Raw genomic sequence first — 15,023 nt, 5'->3', positions numbered from 1 at the left:
TCTCGTGACTGCGTGCCTTTTGAAGAATGAGCCTGCGAGTTTGCGGTGTGTTGCGAGGTTAACCCGTGTGGGGAAGCCGTAGCGAAAGCGAGTCCGAATAGGGCGGTTGAGTAGCACGCTCAAGACCCGAAGCGGAGTGATCTAGCCATGGGCAGGTTGAAGCGGAGGTAAGACTTCGTGGAGGACCGAACCCACCAGGGTTGAAAACCTGGGGGATGACCTGTGGTTAGGGGTGAAAGGCCAATCAAACTCCGTGATAGCTGGTTCTCCCCGAAATGCATTTAGGTGCAGCGTCGTGTGTTTCTTGCCGGAGGTAGAGCACTGGATAGGCGATGGGCCCTACCGGGTTACTGACCTTAGCCAAACTCCGAATGCCGGTAAGTGAGAGCACGGCAGTGAGACTGTGGGGGATAAGCTCCATGGTCGAGAGGGAAACAGCCCAGAGCATCGACTAAGGCCCCTAAGCGTACGCTAAGTGGGAAAGGATGTGGAGTCGCAGAGACAACCAGGAGGTTGGCTTAGAAGCAGCCACCCTTGAAAGAGTGCGTAATAGCTCACTGGTCAAGTGATTCCGCGCCGACAATGTAGCGGGGCTCAAGCGTACCGCCGAAGTCGTGTCATTGCAGCATATAGGGCCAACGCCTGCTGTGATGGGTAGGGGAGCGTCGTGTGCCGGGTGAAGCAGCCGCGGAAGCGAGTTGTGGACGGTTCACGAGTGAGAATGCAGGCATGAGTAGCGATACACACGTGAGAAACGTGTGCGCCGATTGACTAAGGGTTCCTGGGTCAAGCTGATCTGCCCAGGGTAAGTCGGGACCTAAGGCGAGGCCGACAGGCGTAGTCGATGGACAACCGGTTGATATTCCGGTACCCGCTTTGAAACGCCCAATATCGAGCCCATTAATGCTAAGGCCGTGAAGCCGCCCTGGATCCTTCGGGTGAAGGGGAGTGGTGGAGCCGCTGACCCAAGGTGGTAGTAGGTAAGCGATGGGGTGACGCAGGAAGGTAGTCCAGCCCGGGCGGTGGTTGTCCCGGGGTAAGGGTGTAGGACGCACGGTAGGCAAATCCGTCGTGCACATAGTCTGAGACCTGATGCCGAGCCGATTGTGGTGAAGTGGATGATCCTATGCTGTCGAGAAAAGCCTCTAGCGAGTTTCATGGCGGCCCGTACCCTAAACCGACTCAGGTGGTCAGGTAGAGAATACCGAGGCGTTCGGGTGAACTATGGTTAAGGAACTCGGCAAAATGCCCCCGTAACTTCGGGAGAAGGGGGGCCATCACTGGTGATGACACTTGCTGTCTGAGCTGGGGGTGGCCGCAGAGACCAGCGAGAAGCGACTGTTTACTAAAAACACAGGTCCGTGCGAAGCCGTAAGGCGATGTATACGGACTGACGCCTGCCCGGTGCTGGAACGTTAAGGGGACCGGTTAGTGACCTTTCGGGGTTGCGAAGCTGAGAACTTAAGCGCCAGTAAACGGCGGTGGTAACTATAACCATCCTAAGGTAGCGAAATTCCTTGTCGGGTAAGTTCCGACCTGCACGAATGGCGTAACGACTTCTCGACTGTCTCAACCATAGGCCCGGTGAAATTGCACTACGAGTAAAGATGCTCGTTTCGCGCAGAAGGACGGAAAGACCCCGGGACCTTTACTACAGTTTGATATTGGTGTTCGGTTCGGCTTGTGTAGGATAGGTGGGAGACTGTGAAGCGGCCACGCCAGTGGTTGTGGAGTCGTCGTTGAAATACCACTCTGGTCGTGCTGGATGTCTAACCTCGGTCCGTGATCCGGATCAGGGACAGTGTCTGATGGGTAGTTTAACTGGGGCGGTTGCCTCCCAAAGGGTAACGGAGGCGCCCAAAGGTTCCCTCAGCCTGGTTGGCAATCAGGTGTTGAGTGTAAGTGCACAAGGGAGCTTGACTGTGAGACCGACGGGTCGAGCAGGGACGAAAGTCGGGACTAGTGATCCGGCGGTGGCTTGTGGAAGCGCCGTCGCTCAACGGATAAAAGGTACCCCGGGGATAACAGGCTGATCTTCCCCAAGAGTCCATATCGACGGGATGGTTTGGCACCTCGATGTCGGCTCGTCGCATCCTGGGGCTGGAGTCGGTCCCAAGGGTTGGGCTGTTCGCCCATTAAAGCGGTACGCGAGCTGGGTTTAGAACGTCGTGAGACAGTTCGGTCCCTATCCTCTGTGCGCGTAGGAATATTGAGAAGGGCTGTCCCTAGTACGAGAGGACCGGGACGGACGAACCTCTGGTGTGCCAGTTGTCCTGCCAAGGGCATGGCTGGTTGGCTACGTTCGGGAGGGATAACCGCTGAAAGCATCTAAGCGGGAAGCCTGCTTCGAGATGAGTATTCCCACCTCCTTGAGAGGGTAAGGCTCCCAGTAGACGACTGGGTTGATAGGCCGGATGTGGAAGCCCAGTAATGGGTGGAGCTGACCGGTACTAATAGGCCGAGGGCTTGTCCTCAGTTGCTCGCGTCCACTGTGTTAGTTCTGAAGCAACGAACAGTTGCTGGTTTGAGCAGAACACAACTACAGAGTGTGCTTGTTCGCTCGAAACCGATAGGGTTTCGGTGGTCATAGCGTTAGGGAAACGCCCGGTTACATTCCGAACCCGGAAGCTAAGCCTTTCAGCGCCGATGGTACTGCAGGGGGGACCCTGTGGGAGAGTAGGACACCGCCGAACAATCTTTCAGGACCCGTGGTCCCAGCGTTCAGCTGGGACCACGGGTCCTTTTTGTTTTCCTCTGAATTTTCTGAAAGCGCGGTGCGGTGCCGGCTGCGCGAGAATGACTGCAGTACCCGAAGACAGGAGTCACGTCGATGTCCACCAACTCACCCGACGACCGTCCGGAGCGCGAGCCGCGTCGCCGGGACGGTGGCGAGCGGGGCGGCTTCCGTGGGCCGCGTCGTGACGACAACCGTGGCGGTGGCGGCGGCGGTTACCGAGGCCGCGACGACCGCCCGTCCTTCCGCCGCGACGACCGTCGCGACGACCGTCCTTCGTTCCGTCGTGACGACCGCCGCGACGACCGTCCTTCGTTCCGTCGTGACGACCGCCGTGACGACAACCGTGGCGGTGGTGGCGGCGGCTACCGCGGCCGCGACGACCGTCCCTCGTTCCGCCGCGACGACAACCGCGACGACCGTCCGTCCTTCCGTCGTGACGACCGTCCGTCCTACCGGGGCGATGACCGCCGCGACGACCGGCGCGATGACAACCGTGGCGGTGGTGGCGGCTACCGCGGCCGGGACGACCGTCCGTCCTTCCGCCGTGACGACCGTCGCGACGACCGTCCCTCATTCCGTCGTGACGACCGTCGTGACGAGCGCCGCGATGACCGTCGTGACGACCGTCCTTCGTTCCGTCGTGACGACCGGCGCGATGACAACCGTGGCGGTGGCGGCGGCGGTTACCGAGGCCGCGACGACCGCCCGTCCTTCCGCCGTGACGACCGTCGCGACGACCGTCCCTCGTTCCGTCGTGACGACCGTCGTGACGAGCGTCCGTCCTTCCGTCGCGATGAGCGTCCCTCCTACCGCAGCGACGACCGTCGTGACGACAACCGTGGCGGCGGTGGCGGCGGCTACCGCGGTCGCGACGACCGTCCCTCGTTCCGCCGCGACGACCGTCGTGACGAGCGTCCGTCCTTCCGTCGCGATGAGCGTCCGTCCTACCGCAGCGATGACCGTCGCGACGACCGCCGTGACGACCGCCGTGACGAGCGGCCCCGCGGGCCGCGTCGTGAGGACGACCGCCGGGGTGGCGGTGGGTTCCGTGGCCGTGACGACCGGCGGGACGACCGTGGGCGTGGGCCGCGTCGGGACGACCGGGGTGGCTACGGGCGCCGTGACGACCGGGGCGACCGCGGCGGCGAGCGCCGCGGTGGCGACCGGGCGCCCATCAAGCGGCTGCCGATCCCGCCGGAGGTCACCGGTGAGGAGATCGACCCGGACGTGCGGCAGGAGCTGATGAGCCTGCCCAAGGGGCTGGCCGACGACGTCGCCCGTAACCTCGTCATGGTCGCCCAGCTGATCGACGAGGAGCCGGAGAAGGCGTACGAGTACTCGCGTATCGCCCTGCGGCTCGCGTCCCGCGTCGCCGCCGTCCGCGAGGCGGCCGGCTTCGCCGCGTACGCGACCCAGAAGTACTCCGAGGCGCTGGCCGAGTTCCGGGCGGCGCGTCGGATGACCGGCACCGTCGAGCTGTGGCCCGTCATGGCCGACTGCGAGCGCGGTCTCGGCCGGCCCGAGCGTGCCCTCGCCATGGCCGGTGAGCCCGAGGTGCAGAAGCTGGACAAGGCCGGGCAGGTCGAGATGCGGCTCGTGGCCGCAGGCGCCCGCCGGGACATGGGGCAGCTGGACGCCGCCATCGTGACCCTGCAGAGCCCCGAGCTGGCGTCGAACGCCAACCACCCGTGGACCGCGCGGCTGCGGTACGCGTACGCGGACGCGCTACTGGCGGCCGGGCGCGAGGGCGAGGCGCGCGAGTGGTTCGCGAAGGCGCTGGAAGCCGACAAGGACGGTTCGACGGACGCCTCCGACCGGCTCGCCGAGCTGGACGGCGTCGAGTTCGTCGACGCGTTCGACGACTCCGACGCCGACTCCGACGACGACACCGACGTCGCCGACGAGGCCGCCGGCTCGCAGGAGCCCGCTGAGGCGGACGGCGAGACGGACGGCGAGGGCGAGCAGCGGAGCGAGCCCCGCGACGGCGACGAGAGCTGACGCCGACGCCTGCGGTACGACACGAAGGGCGGCACCCCTGCCGGGGTGCCGCCCTTCGTCGTTTCCGCGGCCGCCCGGCGGGCCGCGGTCAGTCGAGCGCCAGGCTCCTCAGCACCAGGCCGGTCGCCGGCTTCGGGCCGAAGGAGGTCGACTTGCGGGGCATGGTGACGCCCTGGCGGGCCAGGTCCCGTACGACCTCCTCCTTGACCGGGTGCATGAGGACCGCCGTACCGCCGCGGCGTTCGGCCTGGGCGACGGCGGCCTCGGTGTCGTGGATGTAGGAGATGTCCTCGGGGGCGTCCGGGATGCGCCACACGTGGTCGAGGAGCGTCGAGTGCAGGACGGTCGCGTCGAGGGTGCGCCAGGCCTCGGGGCGGTCCGTGCGGACCGTGCGGGCGAGCAGCTCCGGGTCGGGCCGGTCGAGCAGGTGAAAGGTGCCGTCCCCGGCGAGCAGGAAGGCGTTTCCTTCGGCGGTGGCGCCGGCCAGGGCTTCCTGTGCGGCGGACAGCGGGCCGTCGACGCGGGTCACGCGGAAGCTGTCGCCGAGGGCGGCGAGCGCGTCGGCGACCGGGAGCCGGTTGAGGAGGCGGTGGATGGCGCGGACCCGCAGCGGGTAGCGGGCGGTGTCGATGAGCAGCACCAGGCCGTGGTTCCACGGGCCGGGCGCGGTGTGCTCCTCGCGGAGCCGGAGGTAGGTGGCCCAGCGGTGGTGGCCGTCGGCGATGAGGGCCTGGTGGCGGCCGAGCTCGGTGGCGGCGGCGGCGAGGTCGGCCGGGTCGGTGACGGACCACAGGCGGTGGTGGAAGCCGTCCTCGGTGGTCGTGGACAGCAGCGGTTCGCGCTCGACGGCCCGGTCGATGACGGTGCCCGCGCCGTCGCCCTCGCCGCGGTAGGTGAGGAGCAGCGGCTCCAGGTTGGCGGCGGTGGTGCGCATGAGGTCGGCGCGGTCCTCGACGACGTGTGGCATGACGTCCTCGTGGGGGAGGACGATGCCCTCGGCCGGCGTGGAGAGTTCGAGTGCGCCGATGAGGCCGCGCTGCAGGATGCCGTCGCCGCGCTGCTCGTACACGTAGAGGGCGGGCTCGGGGTCCGGGGCGAGGATGCCGTCGGCGAGCCAGCGGTCGAGGGTGACGGCGGCCTTGCGGTGACGGGTGCCGGCGGTGACGGCCTGCGGGAGGATCAGCCGGACGATGTTGTGGGGGTCGGCGGACTCGAGGTGGTGCAGTCCGTCGGGCCGGACGACGACGTCGTACGGCGGTGAGGTCACGGCGGCCAGACTGCCGACCCGTTCGGGGACGTATCTGATGCCCCGGAACGGCTTCAGGCGGAGACCGGGGGCGCGGACGTCGTCGGCCGCGTGACCTGAGGTGTTCATCTCGTCATCCTATGTGGCTGGCAGTCATGAGCGATGATCAGGGGAGCGGGGCATTTTCACCTGCCGGAACGTGAGGAGTACATGGGATGACGGGATTCGGCCAGGGGCGGCAGGGCAGGAACCGGCCGGACGGGAGTGCGCGCGCGCTGAGCGAGGCGTACGACACGGCGCTGCTCGACCTGGACGGCGTCGTGTACTACGCGGGTGGGAACGCGATCCCGTACGCGGTCGAGGCGCTCGGCGCGGCCCGGGCCGGCGGCATGCACCTCGCGTACGTCACCAACAACGCGCTGCGGACGCCGGACGCGGTGGCCGCGCATCTGACCGAGCTCGGGGTGCCGGCGGAGCCGGGGGACGTGATCACCTCGGCGCAGGCGGTGGCCCGGCTGATCGCGGACGAGGTGCCTCCGGGTTCGCGGGTCCTGCTGATCGGCGGCGAGGGGCTGCGGGTGGCGCTGCGCGAGCGGGGCCTGGTGCCGGTGGAGTCGGCGGACGACGACCCGGTGGCGGTGGTGCAGGGGTACGGCGGGCCCGATCTGCCGTGGGGACGGTTCGCCGAGGCGAGTTACGCGGTGGGGCGGGGGCTGCCCTGGTACGCGTCGAACACGGACCTGACGATTCCCGGCGTGCGGGGCATCGGGCCGGGCAACGGGGCGGCGGTGGAGGTCGTGCGGATCGCGACGGGCGCCGAGCCGAAGGTGGCGGGCAAGCCGTTGCCGCCGATGCACCGGGAGACGGTGCTGCGGACCGGGGCCCGGCGGCCGCTGGTGGTCGGCGACCGGCTGGACACGGACATCGAGGGCGCGTTCAACGGCGGCGTGGACTCGCTGCTGGTCCTGACCGGGGTGACCGACGTGCCGCGGCTCCTCGCGGCGGTCCCGGAGCACCGGCCGACGTACGTGGCCGGGGACCTGCGCGGGCTGCTGGTGGCCCAGCCGGAGGTGGCCGCGGGCGCGGACGGCACGTTCCGGTGCGGAGGCTGGACGGCGTCGGTGAGCGGGGGCGCCCTCCTGCTGGACGGTGAGCCGGGTGCGGCGCCGGAGCTGGATCCGCTGGACGGCGTACGGGCGCTGTGCGCGGCGGCCTGGACGGACGCGGGGGCCGGCGCGTGCGGCCTGGACGCCGGGAAGGCGCTGGAGCGGCTGGGACCGGTGTAGGGGACCACGCGGGGCCGTCGGCTCCTCGTTTCGCACAGGGGAGCGATCGTGAATTGGAGGGTAGGCTAACCTAACCTCGTGTTGGTCGAGAGTCCCTCCCGTGCGAGCGCGGAGCCGGACGGCCCTGTCCAGAAACCGAGGCGCCGGAATTCGCTGCGTGCCGTCGGGCTGGCCGTCGCCGTCGGTGTCCTGCTGCTGATCTGCGTCCTGAGCATCATGATCGGTGCCAAGCCGGTGCCGCTCGACGACGTCTGGCACGGCGTCTTCCACAACAGCGGCATCCGCAACGACGTCGTCATCCACGACGTCCGCATCCCCCGCACCCTCCTCGGTCTGCTCGTCGGTCTGGCCCTCGGCCTGTCCGGCGCCGTCATGCAGGGACTCACCCGCAACCCGCTCGCCGAGCCCGGTCTGCTCGGCGTCAACGCCGGCGCCGCCGCCGCGGTGGTGTCCGCGATCGCCTTCCTCGGAGTCACGGAGGCCTCCTCCTACGTGTGGTTCGCCTTCGTCGGCGCGGCCGTCGTCTCGGTCGTCGTGTACGTGCTCGGCGGCAGCCGCAGCGCCACCCCCGTGCGGCTCGCGCTGGCCGGCACCGCGGCCACCGCCGCCCTGTACGGCTACGTCAACGCCGTACAGCTGCTCGACTCCGCCGCCCTGGACCGGCTGCGCTTCTGGACCGTCGGCTCGCTCGCCGACGCCAACATGGACACCGTCCGCCGGGTCGCGCCGTTCATCCTCCTCGGCACCGTCCTCGCCCTGCTGATCGCCCGGCCGCTCAACGCCATGGAGATGGGCGACGACACCGCTCGGGCGCTCGGCGCCCACCTGAACCGGACCAGGGTCACCGCCATGCTGTCGGTGACCCTGATGTGCGGCGCCGCGACCGCCGCCTGCGGACCGATCGTCTTCGTCGGCCTGATGGTCCCGTACATGGTGCGGTCGATCACCGGCCCCGACATGCGCTGGATCCTGCCGTACGCGGCGGTGCTCTCGCCCGTCCTCCTGCTCGGCTCCGACGTCATCGGCCGCGTCGTGGTCCGCCCCGCCGAACTCCAGGTCGGCATCGTCACGGCCCTCGTCGGCGGGCCCGTCTTCATCCGTCTCGTCCGCCGCAAGAGGATGGCCACGCTGTGAGCACCAAGACCCTGCGGGCCGGCGGGCTCTCCCTGCGCTACGAGCCGCGCGCCCTGTTCTCCGTCCTCGGCCTGGTGGTGCTCGCCCTGGCCTTCGCGGTCGTCCTCATCGGCAGCGGCGACTTCCCGATCGCGCCCGGCGACGTCGTCGCCACCCTCCTCGGCGACGGCACGCCCGTGCAGGAGTTCGCCGTCATGGAGCTGCGGCTGCCCCGTGTGCTCGTCGCCGTGTTCGTCGGCGCCGCACTGGGCGTCGGCGGCGCCGTCTTCCAGTCGATCTCCCGCAACCCGCTCGGCAGCCCCGACGTCATCGGCTTCGGCCAGGGCTCCACGGTCGGGGCACTCGTCGTCATCGTCCTCTTCCAGGGCAGCGCGGCGGCCGCCGCCGCGGGCGCCGTCGTCGGCGGGCTCGTCACCGCCACCGTCATCTACCTGCTCGCCTGGAAGCGCGGCGTGCACGGCTACCGGCTGGTGCTCGTCGGCATCGGTGCCGCCGCCATGCTGACCGCCGTCATCCACTACCTCATCACCAAGGCGCAGCTCGTCGACGCGACCCGCGCCGTGGTGTGGATGACCGGCTCGCTGGAGGGCCGCGACTGGGAGCAGTTCTGGCCGCTGTTCGCCGTCAGCTGCGTGCTGCTGCCGGTGGTCCTCGGGCACGGCCGGGCGCTGCGCATGCTGGAGATGGGCGACGACGCCGCGTACGCCCTCGGCGTGAAGGTCGAGCGGACCCGGATCGTCCTCATGGCCTCCGCCGTGCTGCTCGTGGCCGTCGCCACCGCCGCCGCCGGCCCCATCGTCTTCGTCTCGCTGAGCGCGCCCCAGCTGGCCCGCCGGCTCACCCGCTCGCCCGGCCCGAACCTGGCCGCGTCCGCGTTCCTGGGCACGGCCCTGCTGCTCGTCGCCGACTGGACCGCCACCAACGCCTTCGGCGAGCGCCGGCTGCCGGTCGGCGTCGTCACCGGCGTCCTCGGCGGCTGCTACCTGCTGTGGCTGCTCGTCAGCGAACGGAAGGCGGGCCGCATATGACCACCGCGCACACGAACGACACCATCAGGAGCCAGGGTATGAACGGGCAGCAGCAGGACGGCCGGCAGCAGGCCGGGCAGCCGACGCAGCGGCTCAGCGCCGAGTCCGTCACGCTCGCCTACGACCAGCGGGTCATCGCCCGCGACCTGAGCGTCGCCATCCCCGACAACTCCTTCACGGTCATCGTCGGCCCCAACGCCTGCGGCAAGTCGACGCTGCTGCGCGCCCTGTCCCGGATGCTCAAGCCGACCGAGGGCCGGGTGCTGCTCGACGGGCAGGCGATCCACTCGATGCCCGCCAAGAAGGTCGCGAAGACGCTGGGTCTCCTCCCGCAGTCCTCCGTCGCGCCCGACGGCATCACCGTCGCCGACCTCGTCGCCCGCGGCCGCTACCCGCACCAGGGCCTGCTGCGCCAGTGGTCCGCCGAGGACGAGCGGATCGTGCAGGAGTCGATGGCCTCGACCGGCGTCGCCGAGCTGGCCGACCGGTACGTCGACGAGCTGTCCGGCGGACAGCGCCAGCGGGTCTGGATCGCGATGGCCCTCGCCCAGCAGACGCCGCTGCTGCTCCTCGACGAGCCGACCACCTTCCTCGACATCCAGCACCAGATCGACGTCCTCGACCTGTGCGCCGAACTCCACGAGACGCAGGGCCGCACGCTGGTCGCCGTGCTCCACGACCTCAACCACGCGGCCCGGTACGCCACCCACCTGATCGCCTGCCGCGGCGGCGAGGTCGTCGCCGAGGGCCCGCCCGGCGAGGTGGTCACCGCGGAGCTGGTCGAGCGGGTCTTCGGACTGCGCTGCCAGGTCATCGAGGACCCGGAGACGGGCACCCCGCTGGTCGTCCCGGCGGGCCGCAAGGCCCGCGCGAACCGAGTGACGGCAGGAGCCTGAGGGCTTCGACAGGGGGGCGAGGGCGGCGGCAGGAGCCTGAGGGCGTCGGCAGGAGTCTGAGGGCGACGGCAGAAGTCTGAGAGTGTCGCCCCGACCTCAGGGCACCGGCACCGGCCTGGTGGGGCCGGTACCAGCCTGAGGCCGGTCTGAGGGGGCGGGTGCCGCCCGCCCCGCTACAGCAGCGAACGCAGCCGCAGCAGGTCGCGGAAGCCGGCCTCCAGACCGACGCGGCCCGAGGCCCAGGCCTTGGCGAAGTTCAGCTCGCCGTCGACCATCGACACCAGGTCGTCGCCCGTCATCCGCAGCCGGATCTGGGCCTTCTGCACGGGCGGGCCCGCCAGCGTGGACTCGACCTGGATGCGTCCGTCGGCCAGCCGGCCCGTGAACGTGGTGTCCAGGTCCGTGACGTGGCAGCTCAGGGTGCGGTCGAACGCCGCCGCGCCGCGCACCTCGCCGTCCGCGCGGGCCAGGTTGTCCGAGAGTCGGTCGAGTGCCGCACGGCACTCCGTGATCGTTGCCATCGGACCGACCGTACCCCAGCGCTTCGCGGTAGCGTCGGGGCATGAACGACGCGCATCGGGCAGGTCACGACCCGGCCGCCCCCGACGAGGAGGCCCCGCACCACCTGCCGGACGGCACCGGATCCGGCGACGGCGTCACCGGCGACGGCGCGGGCCTCGGCACCGGTGACGGCACGGACCCCGGCACCGGCGACGGCGCGGCCCTCGACGAGGCCGGGCCCGCCCCGCTCGGCGTCGTCCGCACGCCCACCGGCCGGCCGGCCGTCGACGCGCTCCTGGACCGGCTCGGCGACGCCGACCACCTCACGGCGGACGGACACCTCGACGTGTACGAGGATGTACACCGTGGACTGCGGGCCGAGCTGACCGCGCTCGACGCCCCGCAGCCCGCCGCACCCCGTCCGTACGACAACAGGAGCTGAACCGAACGTGGCAGGACCGGCACGCCGCCGTCTGGACGCCGAGCTGGTACGGCGCAAGCTCGCGCGCTCGCGCGAGCACGCCAGCCAGCTGATCGCCGCGGGCCGGGTGACCGTCGGCAAGACCGTCGCCACCAAGCCCGCCACCCAGGTCGAGACCGCGGCGGCCATCGTCGTCGCCCAGGACGACGCCGACCCCGACTACGTCTCGCGCGGCGGCCACAAGCTGGCCGGCGCGTTCGCGGCGTTCGTGCCGCAGGGCCTGCGCGTCGAGGGCCGGCGCGCGCTCGACGCGGGCGCGTCCACCGGCGGCTTCACCGACGTCCTGCTGCGCGCCGGCGCCGCCCATGTCGTCGCCGTCGACGTCGGCTACGGGCAGCTCGCCTGGTCGCTGCAGAGCGACGAGCGGGTCACCGTCAAGGACCGGACGAACGTCCGCGAGATGACCCTCGACTCCATCGACGGCATCCCCGTCGACCTCGTCGTCGGCGACCTCTCCTTCATCCCGCTCGGTCTCGTGCTGCCCGCCCTCGTCGCCTGCACCGCGCCGGACGCGGACCTGGTGCTCATGGTCAAGCCGCAGTTCGAGGTCGGCAAGGAGCGGCTCGGCTCCGGCGGAGTGGTGCGGAGCGCCGAACTCCGCGCCGACGCCGTCACGAACGTGGCCCGCCGGGCGGGCGAGCTGGGGCTCGGTGTCCTCGGGGTCACCGCGAGCCCGCTGCCCGGCCCGTCAGGCAACGTCGAGTACTTTCTGTGGCTGCGGGCCGGGGCGCCCGCACTTGATCCTGCGGAAGTCGACCGCGCCGTGGCGGAAGGACCTCGTTGAGCACTGGTTCGAGCACGACCCACGCAAGCAACAGCACGACCCACGCGAGCAACCGCACTGTCTTCCTGCTCGCGCACACCGGCCGGCCGGCCGCCGTGCGCAGCGCCGAACTCGTCGTCCTCGGGCTGCTGCGCAGCGGCATCGGGGTGCGCGTCCTCGAGGCGGAGGCGGCCGACCTGCCGCTGCCGCCGGCCGTCGAGAAGGTGCCGGAGGCCTGCTCCGACGCGCTCGACGGCTGCGAACTCCTCGTCGTCCTCGGCGGTGACGGCACCCTGCTGCGCGGCTCCGAGTTCTCCCGCGCCTCCGGCGTGCCGATGCTCGGCGTCAACCTGGGCCGGGTCGGCTTCCTCGCCGAGGCCGAGCGCGACGACCTCGACAAGGTCGTCGACCGGGTCGTGACCAGGGCGTACGAGGTCGAGGAGCGCATGACCCTCGACGTCACCGTCTACCAGAACGGCGACGTCCTGCACCGGGACTGGGCGCTCAACGAGGCCGCCGTCCAGAAGGTGTCCCCGGAGCGGATGCTGGAGGTCGTCCTCGCGATCGACGGCCGGCCGGTGACCGGCTTCGGCTGCGACGGCGTGATCTGCGCGACGCCGACCGGCTCGACGGCGTACGCGTTCTCCGCGGGCGGCCCGGTGATCTGGCCCGAGGTGGAGGCGCTGCTCATGGTGCCGATCGGGGCGCACGCGCTGTTCGCGAAGCCGCTGGTCACCACGCCGCAGTCGGTGCTCGCGGTCGAGGTCGAACCGCACACCCCGAACGGCGTGCTGTGGTGCGACGGCCGTCGCACGGTGGAGCTGCCCGCCGGCGCCCGGGTCGAGGTGCGCCGCGGCGCCGTCCCGGTCCGCCTCGCCCGGCTGCACCACGCCTCGTTCACCGACCGCCTGGTGGCGAAGTTCGCCCTGCCGGTGTCGGGGTGGCGCGGGGCGCCGCGCTGACACCCGCCCCGGGCGGCCGGGCCGGCGGCCCGGGGCGACCGGGCTCCCCGGGTCAACGAGGCAGCGCCGGGAAAGGCACGTGCCGTCCGGCCGGGCGGCGAAATCGCCCCCGAAGGGGGGCGGCGTGGCACCCGGCGGCGAAAACCTCGTATGGTCTGGGGCGTGCTGGAGGAGATGCGGATACGGTCGCTGGGTGTCATCGACGACGCCGTCGTCGAGCTGTCGCCCGGTTTCACCGCGGTGACCGGCGAGACCGGTGCGGGCAAGACCATGGTCGTCACCAGCCTCGGGCTGCTGCTCGGCGGCCGGGCCGACCCGGCCCTGGTGCGGATCGGGGCGGGCTCCGCCGTGGTCGAGGGGCGCATCACGCTGCCCCCGGGCGCGTCGGCCGCCGCGCGCGCCGAGGAGGCGGGTGCCGAACTCGACGACGGTGCGCTGCTGGTCAGCCGTACCGTCTCCGCGGAGGGCCGCTCCCGCGCCCACCTCGGCGGACGTGCGGTGCCGGTCGGACTGCTCGCCGAACTCGCCGACGAGCTCGTCGCCGTGCACGGCCAGACCGACCAGCAGGGCCTGCTGAAACCGGCCCGGCAGCGCGGTGCGCTCGACCGGTACGCCGGCGACGCCGTCGCCGTGCCGCTCGCCGCCTACGGCGAGGCGTACCGGCGGCTGCGGGCCGTCGCCGTCGAGCTCGAGGAGATCACCACCCGGGCCCGGGAACGGGCCCAGGAGGCGGACCTGCTGCGCTTCGGACTCGCCGAGATCGAGGCCGTCGCGCCGCGCGCGGGCGAGGACGCCGAACTGGCCGCGGAGGCGGAGCGGCTCGGCCACGCCGAGTCCCTCGCGTCCGCCGCCGCCCTCGCGCACGGCGCGCTCGCCGGGCAGCCCGAGGACCCGGAGGCCGTGGACGCGACGACGCTCGTCGCGGGCGCGGGGCGGGCCCTGGAGGCCGTACGGGCACACGACCCGGCGCTCGCCGCGCTCGCCGACCGGATGGGCGAGATCTCCATCCTGCTCGCCGACGTGGCCGGTGAGCTGGCCGGTTACGCCGACAATCTGGACGCCGACCCGCTGCGGCTCGCCGCCGTCGAGGAGCGGCGCGCCGCGCTGACCCAGCTGACCCGCAAGTACGGCGAGGACGTCACCGCCGTGCTGGCGTGGGCGGAGCAGAGCGCGGCCCGGCTCACCGAGCTGGACGGCGACGACGAGCGCATCGGGGAACTGACCGCCGAGCGGGACCGGCTGAGCGACGAGCTCGCGGCCCTGGCGCAGCGGCTGACCGACGCCCGTACGGAGGCGGCGGCCCGGTTCGCCGAGGCCGTCACCGCCGAGCTGGCCTCGCTGGCCATGCCGCACGCGCGGGTGTCCTTCGCGATCCGGCAGACCGAGGACCCGGACGGCGTCGAGGTCGGCGGCCGCCGGGTGGCCTACGGGCCGTCCGGCGTCGACGAGGTCGAACTGCTCCTCGCGCCGCACCCGGGCGCCCCGCCGCGGCCCATCGCCAAGGGCGCGTCCGGTGGTGAGCTGTCCCGGGTGATGCTCGCGGTCGAGGTCGTCTTCGCCGGTACGGACCCGGTGCCGACCTATCTCTTCGACGAGGTCGACGCGGGCGTCGGCGGCAAGGCGGCGGTCGAGATCGGCCGCCGGCTCGCCAGGCTCGCCAGGACCGCGCAGGTCGTCGTCGTCACCCACCTGCCGCAGGTGGCGGCCTTCGCCGACCGCCAGCTGCTGGTGGAGAAGACCCACGACGGCTCCGTCACCCGCTCCGGCGTCACCGTCCTGGAAGGCGAGGACCGGGTGCGCGAGCTGTCCCGGATGCTGGCCGGCCAGGAGGACTCCGAGACCGCGCGGGCCCATGCCGAGGAACTCCTGGCGACGGCCCGGGCGGACGCCTGATGCCGAGGCCGGGGAAGTCGCCGCGCGCGTCGGCCGGGGGACCGGCCGGCGCGGTCGCGGGTCTGACCGGCGCGGTCGCCGGCCTGGCGGGGGCGGCT

11 protein-coding genes, 2 rRNA genes and 1 pseudogene are annotated in these 15,023 nt (G+C 71.0%); 12 read left to right on the top strand and 2 right to left on the bottom strand.

Annotation, left to right across the window (positions count from 1 at the left end):
* The 4 genes and pseudogenes from ESG85_RS20525 to ESG85_RS35495 all read left to right on the top strand — a co-directional run.
* Positions 1-2,474: ribosomal RNA gene (locus ESG85_RS20525) — 23S ribosomal RNA — on the top strand; the annotation flags it as partial.
* Positions 2,475-2,576: 102 nt separating this feature from the next.
* Positions 2,577-2,693 (top strand): 5S ribosomal RNA (rrf, locus tag ESG85_RS20520).
* Positions 2,694-2,830: 137 nt separating this feature from the next.
* A pseudogene (locus ESG85_RS36975) lies at positions 2,831-3,484 on the top strand (tetratricopeptide repeat protein); the annotation flags it as partial.
* 480 nt (positions 3,485-3,964) lie between these two features.
* Positions 3,965-4,735, top strand: a complete 771-nt coding sequence (locus tag ESG85_RS35495; RefSeq protein WP_219825202.1) for a tetratricopeptide repeat protein — start codon at positions 3,965-3,967, stop codon at positions 4,733-4,735.
* Positions 4,736-4,823: 88 nt separating this feature from the next.
* Here ESG85_RS35495 and ESG85_RS20510 read toward each other — a convergent pair whose 3' ends face one another.
* Positions 4,824-6,110 carry a DUF1015 domain-containing protein gene (locus ESG85_RS20510; RefSeq protein ID WP_128981346.1) on the bottom strand — a complete coding sequence of 429 codons (1,287 nt, stop codon included), beginning with the start codon at positions 6,108-6,110 and terminating at the stop codon, positions 4,824-4,826.
* A gap of 86 nt (positions 6,111-6,196) precedes the next feature.
* On the opposite strand from ESG85_RS20510, the gene ESG85_RS20505 reads away from it, so the two are divergent.
* The 4 genes from ESG85_RS20505 (at position 6,197) to ESG85_RS20490 (ending at position 10,325) form a co-directional block, all read left to right on the top strand.
* Positions 6,197-7,267 (top strand): HAD hydrolase-like protein, encoded by a 1,071-nt coding sequence (locus ESG85_RS20505; protein ID WP_128981344.1) that lies wholly within the window; start codon positions 6,197-6,199, stop codon positions 7,265-7,267.
* Positions 7,268-7,345: 78 nt separating this feature from the next.
* A complete protein-coding gene (locus ESG85_RS20500; protein ID WP_128981342.1) occupies positions 7,346-8,401 on the top strand; it encodes an iron chelate uptake ABC transporter family permease subunit in 1,056 nt (351 codons plus the stop codon).
* On the top strand, positions 8,398-9,429 hold the full coding sequence (locus tag ESG85_RS20495) for a FecCD family ABC transporter permease (protein WP_128981340.1): 1,032 nt from the start codon (positions 8,398-8,400) through the stop codon (positions 9,427-9,429). Before ESG85_RS20500 ends, ESG85_RS20495 begins: the two co-directional genes overlap by 4 nt.
* 38 nt (positions 9,430-9,467) lie before the next feature.
* Entirely contained in the window at positions 9,468-10,325 is an 858-nt protein-coding gene (locus ESG85_RS20490; RefSeq protein WP_128981350.1) for an ABC transporter ATP-binding protein, read from the top strand.
* A 173-nt stretch (positions 10,326-10,498) separates the two neighbouring features.
* On the opposite strand, the gene ESG85_RS20485 is transcribed toward ESG85_RS20490, so the two are convergent.
* A complete protein-coding gene (locus ESG85_RS20485; protein WP_128981338.1) occupies positions 10,499-10,846 on the bottom strand; it encodes an SCP2 sterol-binding domain-containing protein in 348 nt (115 codons plus the stop codon).
* A gap of 41 nt (positions 10,847-10,887) precedes the next feature.
* Between ESG85_RS20485 and ESG85_RS36065 the strand changes: the two genes are divergently transcribed.
* The 4 genes from ESG85_RS36065 (at position 10,888) to recN (ending at position 14,925) form a co-directional block, all read left to right on the top strand.
* Positions 10,888-11,268 carry a hypothetical protein gene (locus tag ESG85_RS36065; RefSeq protein ID WP_246095189.1) on the top strand — a complete coding sequence of 127 codons (381 nt, stop codon included), beginning with the start codon at positions 10,888-10,890 and terminating at the stop codon, positions 11,266-11,268.
* Between the two features lie 7 nt (positions 11,269-11,275).
* The gene (locus tag ESG85_RS20475; RefSeq protein WP_128981336.1) at positions 11,276-12,091 is read left to right on the top strand and encodes a TlyA family RNA methyltransferase; all 816 of its coding nucleotides are present in this window, start codon (positions 11,276-11,278) and stop codon (positions 12,089-12,091) included.
* A complete protein-coding gene (locus tag ESG85_RS20470) occupies positions 12,088-13,032 on the top strand; it encodes an NAD kinase (protein WP_128981334.1) in 945 nt (314 codons plus the stop codon). Before ESG85_RS20475 ends, ESG85_RS20470 begins: the two co-directional genes overlap by 4 nt.
* A 150-nt stretch (positions 13,033-13,182) precedes the next feature.
* The gene (gene recN, locus ESG85_RS20465) at positions 13,183-14,925 is read left to right on the top strand and encodes a DNA repair protein RecN (RefSeq protein WP_128981332.1); all 1,743 of its coding nucleotides are present in this window, start codon (positions 13,183-13,185) and stop codon (positions 14,923-14,925) included.
* Positions 14,926-15,023 lie beyond the last annotated feature (98 nt).

It is taken from the genome of Streptomyces roseicoloratus (genome assembly GCF_004117935.1).
Taxonomy (GTDB): domain Bacteria; phylum Actinomycetota; class Actinomycetes; order Streptomycetales; family Streptomycetaceae; genus Streptomyces; species Streptomyces roseicoloratus.
The sequence above is the reverse complement of the archived record's forward strand: the minus strand, read 5'-3'. Positions and strand labels throughout refer to the sequence as shown.

Excerpts from the sequence above, each read along its gene's own strand:
- ESG85_RS20490 (WP_128981350.1), top strand. The coding sequence starts at position 9,468 with ATGAACGGGCAGCAGCAGGACGGCCGGCAGCAGGCCGGGCAGCCGACG.
- ESG85_RS36065 (WP_246095189.1), top strand. The coding sequence starts at position 10,888 with ATGAACGACGCGCATCGGGCAGGTCACGACCCGGCCGCCCCCGACGAG.
- ESG85_RS20510 (WP_128981346.1), bottom strand. The coding sequence starts at position 6,110 with ATGAACACCTCAGGTCACGCGGCCGACGACGTCCGCGCCCCCGGTCTC.
- ESG85_RS20485 (WP_128981338.1), bottom strand. The coding sequence starts at position 10,846 with ATGGCAACGATCACGGAGTGCCGTGCGGCACTCGACCGACTCTCGGAC.
- ESG85_RS20505 (WP_128981344.1), top strand. The coding sequence starts at position 6,197 with ATGACGGGATTCGGCCAGGGGCGGCAGGGCAGGAACCGGCCGGACGGG.
- recN (WP_128981332.1), top strand. The coding sequence starts at position 13,183 with ATGGTCTGGGGCGTGCTGGAGGAGATGCGGATACGGTCGCTGGGTGTC.